Source organism: Nocardia sp. NPDC050713 (genome assembly GCF_040654315.1).
Classification (GTDB): Bacteria; Actinomycetota; Actinomycetes; order Mycobacteriales; family Mycobacteriaceae; genus Nocardia.
Window position 1 is genome coordinate 85147 of sequence record NZ_JBFAHS010000013.1, and the last position, 15758, is coordinate 100904.

Here is a 15758-nt window from a genome sequence, read left to right on the forward strand (position 1 = left end):
TCCGACACTCCCCTGGTGAATCGGTTCGGTCAGCCCGGCACTGGCTGCTCTCGGCGCCGGACACGGGAACGATCCGCGACGTCGTGGTCGACGTGATTCGCCGGCCTCCGGTGATCAGGTGAAACCAGAGGTCGGCGGGATGTGTGGAGTTCGGCACGGAGGTGTGGCACGGCGCGCGAGCCAGGCGGCTCGGCGCGACAAACTACGTCCGCTTCACCAGCTGCGGCTGCTGAGCACCCGACTCCAGCCGGTAGTCGACGAGACCGTCCAGACCCGATTCGAGTTCGCTCGGCAGCTCGACTTCGTAAATCGACTCGTCCTCGGACTGCAGCTCGATGGTCATCACCGAATGCTCGTTCTCCGAATCTACTTTCGCCGCGGCCTTGACTGTGCCGTCGTTGTCCGCGACTACCAGAAGCTTGCTCATCTCCCTTTCCTTTCTTTACCTAGACGAACGTCACGGTCTCGATGGTGAACGGTGTGTTCACCTGGGGATCGGCGACCTGAACGGTCACCCAGTAGATCACCAGTTTGTGGGCGGGAAACTCGCCGCCGGTCCGGCCTTCCGTGTGGACGCCGTGCATGATGGTCCACAGGGACTGTTTCGTTCCCATCGGCCTGCTCGGAAACGCGAGGGAAAAGACCGCGGTATTCAGTGTCCCGGCCGGCAATGTCAACGCGAATCCGCGCGGCGCACCGGGCGCCAGGAATATTTCCGGCGAACTCAAGACTTTTATGTTGGCCATGGTGGCGCTCCTTACTTGTGGCAGTAGGAGCAATCCTCGATATAGAGAAACCGGGTGACTAGAGTAGTCGGCTACTCGATGGGGGTTCTGCCGGACGGCCTTATCGTGTGCTCGGCGAACGAGTTGTCGGCGATCGCTTCGGGCACACCGCGCGCCCACTCGGTCTCCATGCCCAGAGCACACGGCGCTGATCCGCCACTGCCTCTCCATCCGTTCCGAGAGATCTACCTCCGTGGCCAGGCGGGAACCGCAACGCCGGTCTCGCCACCGCGAACACCGGCGAGTCGGCGCGTCTTCCGTTGGGTTTGGCTGCCGCAGCGCACTTCGCGGATAGCCTTCACCCCCATGCCATCCAATGGTTCCCACTCCCGTGACATCCGAGCGGTCGTCTTCGACTGGCGAGGCACGCTCGTCTCGGAACTTTCCCCGACGCGCTGGATGCAGGAAGCCCTGCGACGGGCCGACCGCCGGCACGACGACGACGCTGCCATCGAACTGCTGCAAAGAATCCGGACAGCCGACGGCCATCCGAGCCGCCTGCGATCACCGCAGGGCAATACCAGCGCCGCTCGTCACGCGGAGACCTACCACGCCGTGTTCGCGGACGCCGGCCTCGACTCTCAACTCTCGAAGGAACTTTTCGCGGTCGATTCCGATCCGACCTACAACCATTTCGCCGTCGATGTCGCTGCCACGCTCACCGCGCTTGCCGAACACGGTTGCAAGATAGGTGTTCTGAGCAATATCCACTTCGATATCCGGCCCTACTTCGCCGAAGCACAGCTGTTCGATCTGATCGACACCTTCGTTCTCTCTAGTGAACGCGGCATCCAGAAACCGGATCCCGCGATATTTCGAGCGACCTTGTCGGAACTCGGCACGCACGCCACCGAAACGCTCATGGTCGGCGATCGGCCGTCCCGCGACGGAGCGGCTGTGGAGGTCGGGATGCCGACCTTGCTCGTCCCGTCGCTGACCGATCCGCAACAGCGCCAACTCCATGTGGTCCTCAACGCCGTCGGCGCGAACCACGCTGCGGTTCTTCCGAGCTGCGGCGAGCACGTCGAATCAGCGAAACACGCGGTCGTCGCCTAGGTTTCGCGCTTGCCTCTGTGCACCGACGAAGCGGGCTCTGTCGTGCGGCAGCGTATGTCAGTGCCGTGCGGTGGGGAATGTCGCGAAGTTGTCGGATGGTTCTGGCACTGTGCACGGCTGTCTGCTCGCCAACCAGGCACTTGCGCCTACGGAGGGTTCTTGTCACCGATGACCATCGATCACTACGTCGCTCGGTTCGGCGTCCGCGACCGGGCGCAGCTGGTTCCACTGCTCCAGCAAGTCAGGCGGTCGCACCTGCCCGAACGGCGCGGCGCTCTTTCAGCCCTCGCCGAAATCGGCTGGCACACCATCGAACCAGCCGACGTCGCGCTGCTGCATCGGTTCATCATGAGCAAGCTCGCACGCGAGCGGCCTCAACCCCTCCGAGCAGCAAAAGAGTGCTTGTGGTGGGCGCTACCCACCGATGACCAAGCCGCGGTACTCGACGCGTTCGGGCTGTCCGATCCGGTCCCGGCAACCGTCGCGATGGGCGCCGTTGTGGCCGCGGAAAACCGACGACATCCGATCGAGGAGTGCGAACGGGTCTACGTCAGCGCTGTCCTCGATGGCTGGACACTCGTATTCGGGGATCCGGCGTCGCACTACCCCCGCGACGAGCATCGGATCCAGGAGTCGCAGGAATCCTATTTCTGGGAGACGCTCATGGTGAACGAGCCGGATGACGTCAAGCAGGCATGGCTCACAAGGATGTCACGCCCGTCCAGGGATGAACGTTGCGCCGAGCTGAGCGGTCGATTCGGCGCAGCACACTGGTACAAGGAAGCGGGTGACTACGAATGGGGTGGTTGGGGGATCGCCGAAAACGGCGAAACGATACGTAGTGCCCACCTCGACGATTGCGTCTACGAGGAGCTGACCTTGCATGGCGACCCCCACCCGTCCGAGGAGGGTCTGCGCGCCGAGCCGGTGTCGGAGTGGTTGCTCGACCACGGCTTCGCACCCGACGCTTGGGACGACATCGTCGACGGCATCTTCATGGACCGCATCGGCAATCTGTCCGACGGTGTCCCTTTCGCCGAGATACGGGACGCGCAGTGGGCGGAGTTCCAGCAGCGAACCGCAATTCCGGATGCGATGACCCCCATGCGTATCGCTGAACGCGCATCTGTGGGTCCGCTCACCCTGGGTCCGCACACCCGGATGGCAGGCCACGGAGTAGTCGCGCTGACCGAGCGTGGGCGGCAAGGCGGCGGACACCGGGGCGCGCTACCCATCTGATCGTGTCGGACCCCCGGATCGCTGGTTACCTGGTATTCGAACGCGCGCGACCCGCGCGGTCCGGCCCGTTCTATCCCGGCGGATGGACCGATCTCCAGTGCTCGGCGATGTCGATGCGCCGGGTGATCCAGACCCGGTCGTGAGACTGCACGTGGTCGAGGAAGCGGTCGAGGGCGGCGGTGCGGGCGGGGCGGCCGATCAGGCGGCAGTGCAGGCCGATGGAGAGCATTTTCGGACTTCCCTCGGCCCCTTCGCGATACAGGACGTCGAAGGCGTCGCGGAGGTGGGCGAAGAACTGTTCGCCGCTGGGGAAGCCCGCCGGGGAGGCGAAGCGCATGTCGTTGGTGTCCAGGGTGTAGGGCACCACGAGGTGGTCGTGGCCGTGCACGGTGACCCAGTAGGGCAGGTCGTCGGCGTAGGAATCGGAGTCGTAGACGAAACCGCCGTGCTCGACGACCAATTCGCGGGTGTTGGGCGAATCGCGGCCGGTGTACCAGCCGAGCGGCGGGGCGCCGGTCAGTTCGGTGTGGATGCGCACGGCTTCGGCGAGATGGGCGCGCTCGGTTTCGATGTCGGCGAGCTGGTAGGACTTCCAGCGCAGTCCGTGACAGGCGATCTCGTGCCCGAGCTCGGTGAAGGCCGCCACCGCCTCCGGGTTCCGTTGCAGTGCCCTGGCCACCGCGAACACCGTCAGCGGCAGGTCGCGCCGTTCGAAAATTCGGAGCACCCGCCACAATCCGGCGCGGGAACCGTATTCGAAGAGCGACTCCATGCTCATGTGCCGGTTCGGAAACGCCTCGGCCGGAGTCATTTCCGAAAGGAACGTCTCCGAGCTCGGATCGCCGTCGAGTACACAGTTCTCCCCGCCCTCCTCGTAGTTCAGCACGAACTGGACCGCGATACTCGCCTCGCCGGGCCAGCGCGGATCCGGCGGATTCGGTCCATACCCGACGAAATCCCTCATGCGCCCAGCTCCCCGTACAACCGCAACCGGGCAAGTCCACCGTCGGGATAGATGTCCAAGCGCACCTCCTCGACCGACGCCGCCATCGGTGCGATCGGGAAGCGATGCCTGGTGTCGGGCAGCAATTCGGTGCGCGGCAACAGCTCCACGTCGGTGCCGTCGTTGGTGCGCCCCGACAGCCGCGCCGAACCGGGACTGTTGCCGAGGAAGTAGGACGTATCGATCTCGGCGAGCCGGATGAGCCCCGGCCCGGCGAGACGGATTCGCACCCAGTCGTTTCCGTCGTCGCGGCGGCGCGCGGTCTCCCAGCCGTCGCCCATCGACCGCGCCGATCCCGGGTAGAGCAGCTGGTTGGGCGAGCTGTAGAAGCGGTTGGAGCAATCGAGTACCAGCGCGCCGTTCTCCAGCGCCGCCAGATCCAGCGGGCCGAGGCCGAGCAGCGCGGGATCGGGCCGACCCTCGCCGTGGATCCGAAGTCGAGCGACCCCGCCGTCGGGGTGCATGGTGAGTTTCACGTGGGTCCAACGGTTTTCGCTGTCCACCGGAAACGGATTGCGAGCGTCTCCGGCGACCGGCGCGCGGTCGATCAGCGTCGCCCAGTCGGTTCGAGCGGCGAGCGACTCGGCGGTCGGATAACCCTCGACCTCCAGCGCCGCTACCGACACCGAGGGTGGATAGTTGCCGCGAAACCATGCGGTGTCCACCACGATGCCGCGGATCACCCCCGGCACGCCGAGCCGCACGATGGCCGCGTCCTCGCCTGGCATGCCGCGGCGCCTGCGGGTCTCCCACCCGTCGTAGACCTGCCCTTTGTGCCCGAAGGTGGACGGTCGATACTCCGGCACGCCGGGGTCGATCAAGTTCTCCTTCTCCGCGAAGAACTCGTCGTTCGCCCAGATCACCGCGCCGCCGAGCGGCCGGACCGCCAGATCGGGCAGCAGCGTGAAGTGCCCGTCGGACTCACTCATGCCTGTGCCTCGCCAGCGCTCGGCTCCGGCACGCGCGCGGCACACCGGCACATGATTCGCTCACCGCTTCTCCTTCACACCGAGATCACCGATCGGCTCGCGCGCCGCGAGCGCTTCCAGCACCTCCCTGGTCAGTTCCGGCGCCTTGGAACTCAATTCCGCCTCCGAACGCGCTCCGCAGCGCAGGCCGCGCAGCACCGTCGCTGCGAGCGCCTCGGCGGTGGCGGGTTCATCGACGACTCCCGACTCGGCGTCGTGCCGCTCGAGGTACGCCAGCAGCCGGGGAACCGCGACGTCCATCGCGCCACGGAAGAATTCGTAGGTCGCCAGCCAACGGGTGATCAGGTGTCCCGGGTGCATGTCCCAGCCCTGGTAGTAACCGCGACGCAGCGCGCGGGCGACCAGCCGATGATGTTCGCGCAGCGCCGCTTCCGGTTCCACGTCCGGCACGATCTGGGTGGAGCCGTCGCACACCCAGACGCCGGTCTGTGCCGCGGCCGCTTGCATGACGGCCTTGGCGTGGTCGGCGGCGGGATGGTCGAGGGCCTGGTCGGTGGCGGCGATCCCGCACGCGGCCGTGTAGTCGTAGGTGCCGAAATGCAGTCCGGCACAACGGCGCCCGGCGACCTTGATCATCTTCGCGACCGGCACACTGCCGTCGGCGCCGACGATCGCCTGCGGGCTCTCGATCTGCAACTCGAAGCGCAGCGTGCCGTCGGCGAGCGCGGACCCGCGCTCCAACCCCTCGCACAACGCGACGAGCGCCGAAACCTGCTCGGCGGCACGAATCTTCGGCACGGTGAAGACGAATCCCTCCGGCACACCGCCCGCGGCGTCCAGCACGAGTTCGAGGGTGCGCACGGCCCTGCGACGCTCGAGGCCACCGAGTCCTTTGACCCGAATGCCGAAACCGGCCGGTCCCCCGCCGCCCGCGGCCCACCCGGCGAGTATTTCCCCCGTCGCGGTGGCGGCCGCGTCCTCTTCCTCGTCGGAGCGATAGCCGTAGCCGTCCTCGAAATCGATCCGCAGATCCTGCACCGGCTCGCGCAGCAGCCGCTCCCGCACCGCGGGCAGCGCCGACGCGGTGTCGAGTTCGGCGAGCGACTCGCGGTGGACGTCCAGCAGCTCGACCGCCGCCGCGCCCCATTCCGCCGGTGTGTCGGCGCTCGCCCGGTCGGCGGGCACGTAGACGGTGTGGATCGGTTGCGTCCGGTCCCCCGACCCGGGGTAGCGCGCCCGCAGATCGGCGTCGACGGCCTCGAGCATGGCCTCGATCCTGGCCCGGACGTTCTCCGGCAGCCGTGTCGCGGTCACCGTTCCTCTCCCTCCTGCATGGCGCGCCAAACCCGGTCGGCCGTCATCGGCAGTCGATCGATGCGCACTCCCACGGCGTCGCGGATGGCGTTGGCCAGTGCCGGGGCGACCGGGTTGTACGGTGATTCGCTCATCGATTTCGCGCCGAGCGGTCCGAGTTCGTCGGCGGTGTCGGCGAAGTAGACCTCGGTCGAGGGTAGATCGGCGAGCTGCGGAATGTGGTAATGCCGCAATGTCCGGGTGGTCACGACGCCGTCTTCGGAGCGCATGTCCTCGTAGAGCGACGTGCCGATGGCCTGGGCCACCCCGCCCTCCACCTGCCCGCGGCACTGCACCGGGTTGAGCACGGTGCCCGCGTCGGCGGCCTGCACCGACTGCAGAATGCGGACCCGGCCGGTCGCGCGCTCGACCGCGACGCGGAAGGCCTGCACGTTGAAGCTGACCGAGCGCGGGAGGCCCGTGTGCTCACCGTGCGCCACCAGCTCGCCCGCCGCGGCCAGCTTCGCCGGGGGGACCAGCTGGTCGCCGCACCGCACCCCGTCCGGGCCGAGGACGCAGTCGCGAACCGGTGTCCCGGTGAGCTCGGCTGCCCTGGCCAGCATCAAGTCCTTCAGCGCGAGCGCGGCGCGGTAACCGGCGCTGCCCGCGACCACGATGCCGGTCGAGCCGAACGCTCCGGTGTCGTAGTCGACGAGGTCCGTGTCCGATTGCCGGACAACGATCCGCGCGGGCTCGGTAGCCAAGGCCGTCGCCGCGAGCTGCGCGTGCACCGTGGTGGTTCCATTGCCGAATTCCGCTGTACCGACTCGAATTTCGTAGCGACCGTCGGTTCGCAATACGGCGACGGCTGTCGAGCGATGGCCCCGCGGCGGGATGGTGGCGATCATGGACAACGCCATCCCCTCGCCCACCGACCACCCAGGGCCCGGAGCAGTTGTCCCGTTGCCGCGCAGCAAAGCTCGTTGCGCGAGGTCGAGGCACTGGTCCAATCCGTAGCTGCCGAACACCAGATCGCCAGCCTCCACCTTCGCGCCGGTGAACGGGTCACCCGGCACGACCACGTTGCGCCTGCGGAATTCGAACGCATCGATGCCGAGTTCTCGGGCCAGTTCGTCGAGCGCCGACTCGACGGCGAAGATGATCTGCCCGAGGCCGTAGCCGCGGAACGCGCCGGAGGGCATGTTGTTGGTGTAGACCGCGCTGGCGTCCACGCGCTTGTTCGCGCACCGGTACACCTCGATGGACTCGCTCACCCCGTGATACATGACGCCCGCGCTGTGATTGCCGTACGCGCCCGCGTCGGACAGCACGTCGATGGACAGTGCGGTGAGCACGCCGTCCTCGTCCGCGCCCGCGGTGACGGTGACGCGCATCGGATGCCTGCTGGTCGCCGCGATGAACTCGTCCGAGCGGGTGTACTCGTACTGCACCGGACGCCCCGTGCGCAGCACCGCCAGCGCGAGGAGATCCTCCACGAGCATTTCCTGTTTGGCGCCGAATCCGCCGCCGACCCGGGCCGCGAAAACCCGCACCCGCTCCGGCGCCAGCCCGAAGATGTGGCACAGCTCCTCGCGGACCAGGAAGGGCACCTGTGTGCTGCACCGGAGGACGAGCCTGCCCTCCTCGTCCAGCCAACCTATGCCGCAGTGTGTTTCGAGGTGCACGTGCTGTCCACGCGGCGAGTGCCACGTCCCGCGCACCACCCGCGCCGCGGCGGCCAGACCGGCGTCGATATCGCCGACGCCGCCGTGTAATTCGGCGACCAGATTGCGGTCACGATCGGCGATCCGCGCCGAATCCGGCTTGTCGCCGTGCAGTTTCGGCGCGCCCTCGGTGAGCGCCTCCGCCGGATCGAACACGGCGGGCAGCGCCTCGTACGAGACGCGCAGGGCGCGGCATCCCGCCGACGCGATCTCCATACTGTCGGCGACCACGGCGGCCACGCGCTGGCCGACGAAACGCACCGTGCGGTCGAGGACGAAGGTGTCGTCCGGGTCGTCGGCGCGCCACTTGTGCCTTGCTGTGGAGAACGGCACGGCGGGGGCGTCGGCGTAGGTCAAGACGGCGTGCACGCCCGGAATCGCCTCGGCGGCGGCGGTTTCGATGGAGATGATGCGCGCGTGCGGGTGTGGACTCGGCAGTACCGCGATGTGCAGTGGTGCGGTCGGAGGCGCCGCGGGGTCGTCGGCGGAGGGGAGGACATCGAGAGTGAACGGCTCGGCGCCGGTGACGATTCGAGGTCCGGCCGGAGCGCCGTAGCCGCGCCCTCCCGGTCCACCCCCGCCGCCGTCGACCCGCCGAAGTCGATCGGGCGCAACCACTTCGGCAGCCTCGACTTGCCCTTCGGTCAGGGCCGCACGAATCGGCCTATAACCGGTGCAGCGACACAGATTTCCCTTCAACAACTCCGGCAGGTCTTCGGGATCCGGCCCGGCCTCGGTCCCGCATCCCAATCCCGCGGCCGTCACCACCATGCCCGCCGTGCAGAACCCACACTGGAACCCCGCTTCCTCGATGATTCGCCGCTGCACCGGGTGCAATCGATCCGGCGCACCGAGCCCCGCCGCCGTGATGATCGACAGGTCGGCCGCGCGGTAAGCCGGAATCAGACACGAGTGCACCGTCTTTCCTTCGATCCGCACCGAGCACGCACCGCAATCGCCCGCGTCGCACCCCTTCTTCACCGCGAAGAACCCGTGCTCGCGCAGTAGCGTGCGCAGGCACTGTCCCGGGCGGGGTTCGGCGTCGACGGTGCGGCCGTCGATCTCGAATCTCACGGCTGCCCACCGGATTCGGCGCGCAGCTCCGCGGCGACTTCCACGGCGAGCAGTCCCGCGACATGTGTGCGCCAGTCCGGCGACCCGTGCGGATCGTCGAACCACAGCGCCGAATCGATCCCCGCCACCGCCGCCACCACCTCGCGATCCTCCGGCACGGCGTGGAAATCCAGCACGACCGGACGGGTAGTCGCCGCCGTGAGCGTCAGCACGCACCGACCGTCGGCCTCGCGCCGCCCCATCAGCAGCGCACCGGAGCGCCCGAGCGGCGCGAGCGCAATTTTTCGAATGGCCGTGCGCGCCAGCAGCGCCCGCTCCGGCACGACGACCGAGCGGAGCACCTCGCCCGCCCGCAGCGCGGAAAGTCCTGGCCCGATCGCGAACTCCCGCAGCGGAATCCGGCGCTCGCCGCCGTCGGCCGCCCACACCAGTGCGACTCCGTCGAGCGCGGTCAGCGCGGCGAGCACCGCACCTGCGGGCAGGGCGAGACACACGTTCCCCCCGACGGTCGCGCTGTGCCAGATCTTGTGCGAGGCCACCAGCGCCCGGCAGGCGGGTGCGAACAGCGCGGTCCCCGGCCACCGCGGCCACCGCGCGTCGCCACCGAGCTCGCGGCCCGGCGCGGCACCGGCGAACTCGGCCAACGTGCAGGTCGCCGCGATTTCCAACCCTTCGGCGGTGGGGGTGAAGGCAGGCCAGCCGAGCGCGGTGATATCCACCAGCCGGTGCAGCTGCGGCTGCGGCTCCGAGAACAGGAACGTACCCCCCGCCAGCACCCCGGTCGTCCCGCCGACACTCGCCAGGTCGGCCCGCTCCCGGGCCACCACCACCGCACGGATCGTGTCCAGGTCCACGTCTCACCTCGCTCCACAGCACCTGCCGCCACAGTAAGCGCCCGGAGTTGCCGCGGTGTTGCGCGACACCCGTCTCGGATTGCGCGGCCGTTACCTCGATGGTCCTCCGTGGGCGCGGCGAAGGCGCACGCGGCGGTCGGATCGCGGCGCGACCGGCGGCGGCGTACTTGACCATGCGAAAAAGCCGCTGCTACCAAGGAGTTGTCCGGATCGGCGACACGCGCGAAAGCCTTACGGTCCGGGCGGACACCTACAGCAGCGGGGAGGTGCTCGGTGGACCGAGCCGTCCGACCGGAACCACGGCCAGGAGGCGGGTACGGCGCCGCCGAACGCCGCCGGATCAGGGCCTTTCTGGCCGGTCTCGGGCTGACCGAGCATCAACTGCTGGAACCGCTGGCGGCGGAGCTGCGCCAGCGCGGCTGCCGTCCGCGCCAGGCTTGGCGACTCGCCAACGAACTGACCCAGAGCGCCGTCGCCGACCACTACAACCGGATCACCGACAACCCCCAGGCCACCATGCGGGCGAGCCGGATCTCCGAGTACGAGGCCTGGCCCACGACCGGCGCGTCCGTTGCCCGGCCGACTCTCCGCGTGCTCGAAGTCCTCTCGACCATCTACGGAACCAGCTGGGAACAACTGGTCGATCTCGCCGATCTCGAACTGATGCCCGCCGCCGAACGCCTCGAGTTCCAGAAGGCCGTCGCCCGTCGCTCCGACGACCGGACGCGTCCGTCGGTCAGCACCGGCCTACCGCCGGAGGTCCCGCATTTCACCGGCCGCGCGGGGCCCAAGAAGGAGCTGCGCGATCGTGTCCAGCGGCATCTGCGCGGCGAGGGGCCCGCGGTGCACGTCATCGACGGACTCACCGGCATCGGAAAGACCGCGCTGGCCCGCTATGCCGTGGTGGCCTTCGCCGAGCACTACCCGGACGGCACGATCTGGGCGGACCTGCACGGCCATACGGTCGGGCGCGATCCCCGCCTGGCCACCGACGTGCTGGAACAGCTGCTGCTCGAGATCGAGATCCCGCGCGAACGGATCATGGACGATCTCACCGGCCGAGCCACGCAGTGGCGGGCCGCCATGCACCAGCGCCGCATGCTCATCGTGTTCGACAACGTGCTCGACAGCGCGCAGGTGCGACTACTGCTGCCGCAGGCCCCCGGCTGTCTCGTCCTGATCACCAGCCGCGGAAAGCTCACCGGTCTCGCCGAGGCGGCGCCGCTCCATCTGGACGTGATGGGCTGGCGCGAAGCCGAGGAATTGCTGGTGAAGCTGGGCAATCTGCCGTCGCGATACAACCGCGACGCGGTCCGCCAGATTCTGGAGACATCGGGCCGACTGCCGCTGGCGATCCGACTGATCGGCGGCCAGATCGCGCACCACGGCGTGGATCTGCTCGCCGAGAGCGCAGCCGAATTCGCCACCAGGGCAGAAGAACTCAAGGCCACCCAGGGCCCGCAAGAATTCGGGGAATCGGTCGCCGCCTACATCCTGGACCGGTTCGCCGCCGAGGACGAATCCCTGCGCGCCGCCTTCGAGACTTCTTACCAGCGACTGCAAACGCCCGCGCAGCGCCGCGGGGTGCGGATGCTCGGCTGGTTCCCCGGGCCGGAGATCACAGCGGAATCGCTGGCCACGATGGCGAAGACGACACTCGGCGAGGCCAAGACGCTGATCAGGCAGATGTTCGAAGCGGGGTTCCTCGACCCGGCCGAGGGCGGGCCCGGCGGCTCGCGCTACCGGATGCACGACCTGACCCGGCTGCTCGCCCGGCTGCACGCGGAACGCGACGCCGCACCCGGCGAACACGCGGTCGTGCTCGAGCGCCTGATCGCCGCGGGCCTCGCGGTGGCCCGCCGCGTCGGCCCGCAGCGCTCGTCCGTCTCGCGGTGGGGTCCCACCTATCCGGCCGCGAACGGGGGCGGCAGTGCGGTGGAGCAGGCGGTGGCCTGGCTGACCAGAGAGCGGGAAATGCTGCTCGGCTGCATCGGCGCCACCGGACCCACCGTCGCGGCCGCCGAACTCGCCATCCTGCTCGGGACCGATCTGTTCGGCGAGGGCCACTGGTCGGACGCGCAGTGGCTCTACCTTCGAGCGCTGGACATGGCCACCGCACTCGCGGACCCGGCCATCGAGTGCGACGCGCTCAACGGCCTCGGCCATGTGGAGCGAATGGCCTGCGCGTATCGCACCGCGCACGACTATTTCGAACGGGCTCTGACCATCGCGCGCGACCTCGGCGATCCGGAGCGGCTGGCCGTGACCATCTGGGGCTATGCCGAAGTGATCCGGCGTACCGGCGATTTCGAACGGGCCAGGCAGAACTACTCCGACGCCGCTGTCATCGCGCTGCGCACCGGGAACGCCAAACTGCACGGCGACGCGGTGCGGGGCCAGGGACACATCGAACGAATGACCGGAAACCATGTCGCCGCGCAACGGCACTATCAGGAGGCGCTGCGGATCGCGCGGCGGATCGGCGACCGCGCTGGCGAATGCTGGTCGCTGTGGGGACTCGGCAATATCGCCCGGAAGTCCGGTGAATACGACTCCGCACGTAGGGATTTCATCGACGCGTACCGCATCGCGGCGGACATCAACGATGCCCTCTGCCAGGTCGACACGCTACGCGGCCTCGGTCACGTCGAACGCCGTTTCGGCGAATACGAATCGGCGCGTGACTATTACGCGAAATCGCGCGAACTGGCCCAGCGGATCCGCGACCCGCACGGCGAGGCGGACGCGTTGCAGAGCCTGGGGAATGTGCTCGCCGACATGGGCAGCGACGCGGAAGCTCGCGACAACCTCTGCGCCGCGCTGGCACTGTACGAACAATTGGGTGTACAACTGACCGAACGAACTCGCGCCGATATCGGCAGGTTCGACTGCCGGTGAACGGCTCCGCTCGCCGGACGCGAACGGCAGAGTTGCGGTCACCGTTGTGATACTTCATTGCCTTCAGCCCTGTTTCGCCTGGTCAGCACGATGAGTCGGCCGGAAGAATCCGCCCGCGGAAATGGATCGCTTCGCATGGCCCGCCCGTGACATCGTTGAGGGCAGTGGACGAAAGGAGCCGCGGCGACCGAAAGGAGTTCGCGCGATGGCGATTACCGCTACCGAATGGCTGATAACGAGTGACGTCGCACTGGAGGCGGCGTTCCGGGTGGACGTTCCGGAACCGAGCAGGGGTCGCTGGGTGTTGTCCTACCTCCCGACCGACTGGCGGGTGACGAGGGAGCAGGCGCTGGTCGGCGTCGCGCTCGCGGAGATGATCCTCTTGGACCAACCGCATTCGGGGGAGTACTTCGACCTCGAAGTAGGCCGACTGCACGCCGCGCAGCTCGGGCTGACGCTGCACGAGGTCATGTGCTTGCTCGCGCTGCGTGCCGACGGGAACGCCGACGCGCTGTGGTGCCCGCCGAACGACGCGGGCCATTGCGACTCCGCGCCCACCGTCGCGGAGGGGACGGCAGTGTCCGCGGTCTGACGACGGGATCGGGCAGCCGACCCGATCCCGTTGTCGCCCAATGCTTCACCGAGCCTTGGCGATGAGGGCGGTTTGGGCGCGCGCCACGGCGCGGCCCACCGCTTCCTCGTCCACCGTGCGCACCTTCCCGTCGCGCACCACCTCGCGGCCGTTCACGATCAGGGCGGCCAGCGGGGGCGGGGAGCCGAGGATCAGCGCGGTGACGGGGTCGTCGATGCCCGCGTGGGCCGGGGTGTCCATGCGCCAGAGGGCCAGGTCGGCGAGCTTTCCGGGTTCGAGCGAGCCGATCTCGGCGGCGCGGCCGAGGACCCGCGCGCCGCCCATGGTGGCCAGCTCGAGCGCGGTCCGCACGGTCATCGCGCGCGGGCCGTTGGCGACGCGGGAGTAGAGCAGGGCGTTGCGTGGCTCCTCGATCATCGAGCCCGCCTCGTTGCTCGCGGCGCCGTCGACGCCGAGTCCGACCGCGACGCCCGCGGCGAGCAGATCGGGAACCCGGGCGATGCCCGCGCCGAGGCGTCCGTTGGACGTGGGACAGTGCGCGACGCCGGTGCCGGTGCGGGCGATGGTGGCGATCGCGGCGTCGTCGAGGTGGACGGCGTGCGCGTACCAGACGTCCGCGCCGATCCAGTCGAGCCGCTCCAAATACTGTGCGGGAGTGCAGCCGTGGGTGGCGGCGCAGTAGTCCTGTTCGTCCATGGTTTCGGCCAGGTGGGTGTGCAGGCGCACCCCTTCGGCCCTGGCCAGTGCGGCGGACTCGCGCAACAGGTCGGCCGTCACCGAGAACGGTGAACACGGCGCGAGCGCGATCCGGACCATGGCGTCGAAGGAGGGGTCGTGCCAGCGCGCGATCGCGTCGGCGCTCGCGGCGAGTATGGCGTCCAGCGATTCGACCACGGAGTCGGGCGGCAGACCGCCCGCGCTCGCGCCGAGGTCCATGGCCCCGCGACAGGGATGGAAACGCAACCCGACCGTCGCGGCCGCGGCGATCTCCGCGCCGAGCAGGTCACCACCGTCGCGCGGGAACAGGTAGTGGTGGTCGGCGGTCGTGCTGCACCCGGTGCGCGCGAGGGCGGCCAGCGCGCCGGTGGCGGCGATCCGCACCGATTCCTCGTCGATGCCCGCCCAGATCGGATAGAGCGCGGTCAGCCAGTCGAACAGGCTCTCGTCGGCGGCCAGGCCCCTGGTGATCCACTGGTAGAGGTGGTTGTGGGTGTCGACAAGGCCGGGAGTCAGCAGGCAGCCGCGGCCGTCGATGCGCGGGGCGTCCACCTCGGGCGCGTCGCCCGGCCCGACCGCGCCGATCCGGTTGCCGTGCACCACCACGTGGCCGCGCCGATACTCGGTGCCCGCCGCGTCCACGGTGGCCACCGCGCAGCCGTCGATCACCAGGGTCGCCGCCTGGCTCACGGCGCCCACGCCTGCCCGGCGTCCGGCGCGTCCGCGCGCGCCACGGTCGCCTCGATGAGGCCGTACGGACGGTCGGCCGCGTAGTACACCTCGCCGCGGTTCTCGATGCCGAATCCGGCCAGGTCGTAGTCGAAGTGGTGCTTGTTGGGCGCGCTGAGGCGGATCTCGGCCAGTACCGGGAACGCCTCCAGCACCGCCTTGCCCATCTCGAACAGCGTCTGCTGCAAGGCTTTCGAATAGTGCGTGGCGAAGACCGCCACCAGCCGCGCACGGATCCCGGCGTAGGTCGCGTCCCAGTCCACGCCCTCGGTGTCGGCGAAGCGCCAGCGCGCGAACAACGAGGTGGCAAGCATGCGATCGCGGGTCGGCTCCAGCACGGTGAACTCGTCGGTGAGGAAGTCGGCGAATTCCGAATCCGTCGACTTCAGGATGATCAGATCCTTGACGCCGCCGATCACCCAGGCGCGCTGGGAATCTCCCGTACCGGCCACGGTGATCCGCGCGGTGCGGACCTCGGGACCCTGCCGCGTCCAGGTGAAGTCGTGCTCGGCGCCGTCGACCGAGACCCGTTGCCAGGCATATTCGTCCACCTCCACGGTGGCGCTGTCGACCGGCTCGATGTCGTCGACGAAATGCCGGGCCAGCGCCAGCGCGTAATCCTCGACGGGTTGCAGGCCGTGCTTCTTCGCGTAGGCGTAGGCGGTCTGCTTCTGGCTGTCGGTGGGCAGCACCTTGGACTGGTCGCCGGCGGTGTAGGCGGCGGCGAAATCCCCGCGCAGCACCGTGGAGACGTTCACGTCGCGGATCTCGTGGCGCGGGCCGTCGCGGTAGATCCGGACGATCCGGTTCTCCGCCTTGCCGTATCGGTTGTCGGACAGCACGATCGGGCCGGACAGTGTCATGC

General features: G+C 68.7%; 13 protein-coding genes. 4 read left to right on the forward strand and 9 right to left on the reverse strand.

Annotated elements, in window-relative coordinates:
* Positions 1 to 202: 202 nt before the first annotated feature.
* Together AB0H49_RS23375 and AB0H49_RS23380 are read right to left on the reverse strand one after the other, a co-directional pair.
* Entirely contained in the window at positions 203 to 427 is a 225-nt protein-coding gene (locus AB0H49_RS23375; RefSeq protein WP_354998787.1) for a hypothetical protein, read from the reverse strand.
* Positions 428 to 446: 19 nt separating this feature from the next.
* The gene (locus AB0H49_RS23380; RefSeq protein ID WP_354998786.1) at positions 447 to 614 is read right to left on the reverse strand and encodes a hypothetical protein; all 168 of its coding nucleotides are present in this window, start codon (positions 612 to 614) and stop codon (positions 447 to 449) included.
* Between the two features lie 477 nt (positions 615 to 1091).
* On the opposite strand from AB0H49_RS23380, the gene AB0H49_RS23385 reads away from it, so the two are divergent.
* Together AB0H49_RS23385 and AB0H49_RS23390 are read left to right on the forward strand one after the other, a co-directional pair.
* Positions 1092 to 1841 (forward strand): HAD family hydrolase, encoded by a 750-nt coding sequence (locus AB0H49_RS23385; protein WP_357254558.1) that lies wholly within the window; start codon positions 1092 to 1094, stop codon positions 1839 to 1841.
* A 9-nt stretch (positions 1842 to 1850) separates the two neighbouring features.
* Positions 1851 to 3080, forward strand: a complete 1230-nt coding sequence (locus AB0H49_RS23390) for a hypothetical protein (protein WP_357254331.1) — start codon at positions 1851 to 1853, stop codon at positions 3078 to 3080.
* A 70-nt stretch (positions 3081 to 3150) separates the two neighbouring features.
* Here the strand turns inward: AB0H49_RS23390 and puuE are convergent, their stop codons facing one another.
* The 5 genes from puuE to AB0H49_RS23415 are packed head-to-tail and all read right to left on the reverse strand — an operon-like array spanning position 3151 to position 9957.
* Positions 3151 to 4044 carry an allantoinase PuuE gene (puuE, locus tag AB0H49_RS23395; protein WP_357254333.1) on the reverse strand — a complete coding sequence of 298 codons (894 nt, stop codon included), beginning with the start codon at positions 4042 to 4044 and terminating at the stop codon, positions 3151 to 3153.
* Entirely contained in the window at positions 4041 to 5012 is a 972-nt protein-coding gene (gene alc / locus AB0H49_RS23400; RefSeq protein ID WP_357254335.1) for an allantoicase, read from the reverse strand. Before alc ends, puuE begins: the two co-directional genes overlap by 4 nt.
* A 60-nt stretch (positions 5013 to 5072) precedes the next feature.
* Complete coding sequence (locus tag AB0H49_RS23405; protein WP_357254560.1) at positions 5073 to 6278, reverse strand: aldolase/citrate lyase family protein; 1206 nt, start codon at positions 6276 to 6278, stop codon at positions 5073 to 5075.
* A 44-nt stretch (positions 6279 to 6322) separates the two neighbouring features.
* Positions 6323 to 9103, reverse strand: a complete 2781-nt coding sequence (locus tag AB0H49_RS23410) for a molybdopterin cofactor-binding domain-containing protein (protein ID WP_357254337.1) — start codon at positions 9101 to 9103, stop codon at positions 6323 to 6325.
* Complete coding sequence (locus AB0H49_RS23415; protein ID WP_357254339.1) at positions 9100 to 9957, reverse strand: FAD binding domain-containing protein; 858 nt, start codon at positions 9955 to 9957, stop codon at positions 9100 to 9102. Before AB0H49_RS23415 ends, AB0H49_RS23410 begins: the two co-directional genes overlap by 4 nt.
* A gap of 273 nt (positions 9958 to 10230) precedes the next feature.
* Here AB0H49_RS23415 and AB0H49_RS23420 point away from each other — a divergent pair, with 273 nt between their 5' ends.
* Together AB0H49_RS23420 and AB0H49_RS23425 are read left to right on the forward strand one after the other, a co-directional pair.
* Entirely contained in the window at positions 10231 to 12855 is a 2625-nt protein-coding gene (locus AB0H49_RS23420; protein WP_357254341.1) for a tetratricopeptide repeat protein, read from the forward strand.
* A gap of 205 nt (positions 12856 to 13060) precedes the next feature.
* Positions 13061 to 13447: a hypothetical protein gene (locus AB0H49_RS23425; protein ID WP_354998779.1), complete on the forward strand. Its 387-nt coding sequence runs from the start codon at positions 13061 to 13063 to the stop codon at positions 13445 to 13447.
* 45 nt (positions 13448 to 13492) lie between these two features.
* Here the strand turns inward: AB0H49_RS23425 and AB0H49_RS23430 are convergent, their stop codons facing one another.
* Positions 13493 to 14854, reverse strand: coding sequence for an 8-oxoguanine deaminase (locus AB0H49_RS23430; protein WP_357254344.1), 1362 nt, complete (start codon positions 14852 to 14854; stop codon positions 13493 to 13495).
* Entirely contained in the window at positions 14851 to 15756 is a 906-nt protein-coding gene (pucL, locus tag AB0H49_RS23435) for a factor-independent urate hydroxylase (RefSeq protein ID WP_357254346.1), read from the reverse strand. The genes AB0H49_RS23430 and pucL overlap by 4 nt, the downstream gene beginning before the upstream one ends.
* Between the last annotated feature and the right edge of the window lie 2 nt (positions 15757 to 15758).

Excerpts from the sequence above, each read along its gene's own strand:
- AB0H49_RS23375 (WP_354998787.1), bottom strand. The coding sequence starts at position 427 with ATGAGCAAGCTTCTGGTAGTCGCGGACAACGACGGCACAGTCAAGGCC.
- AB0H49_RS23380 (WP_354998786.1), bottom strand. The coding sequence starts at position 614 with ATGGGAACGAAACAGTCCCTGTGGACCATCATGCACGGCGTCCACACG.
- AB0H49_RS23385 (WP_357254558.1), top strand. The coding sequence starts at position 1,092 with ATGCCATCCAATGGTTCCCACTCCCGTGACATCCGAGCGGTCGTCTTC.
- puuE (WP_357254333.1), bottom strand. The coding sequence starts at position 4,044 with ATGAGGGATTTCGTCGGGTATGGACCGAATCCGCCGGATCCGCGCTGG.
- alc (WP_357254335.1), bottom strand. The coding sequence starts at position 5,012 with ATGAGTGAGTCCGACGGGCACTTCACGCTGCTGCCCGATCTGGCGGTC.
- AB0H49_RS23405 (WP_357254560.1), bottom strand. The coding sequence starts at position 6,278 with ATGCTCGAGGCCGTCGACGCCGATCTGCGGGCGCGCTACCCCGGGTCG.
- AB0H49_RS23425 (WP_354998779.1), top strand. The coding sequence starts at position 13,061 with ATGGCGATTACCGCTACCGAATGGCTGATAACGAGTGACGTCGCACTG.
- pucL (WP_357254346.1), bottom strand. The coding sequence starts at position 15,756 with ATGACACTGTCCGGCCCGATCGTGCTGTCCGACAACCGATACGGCAAG.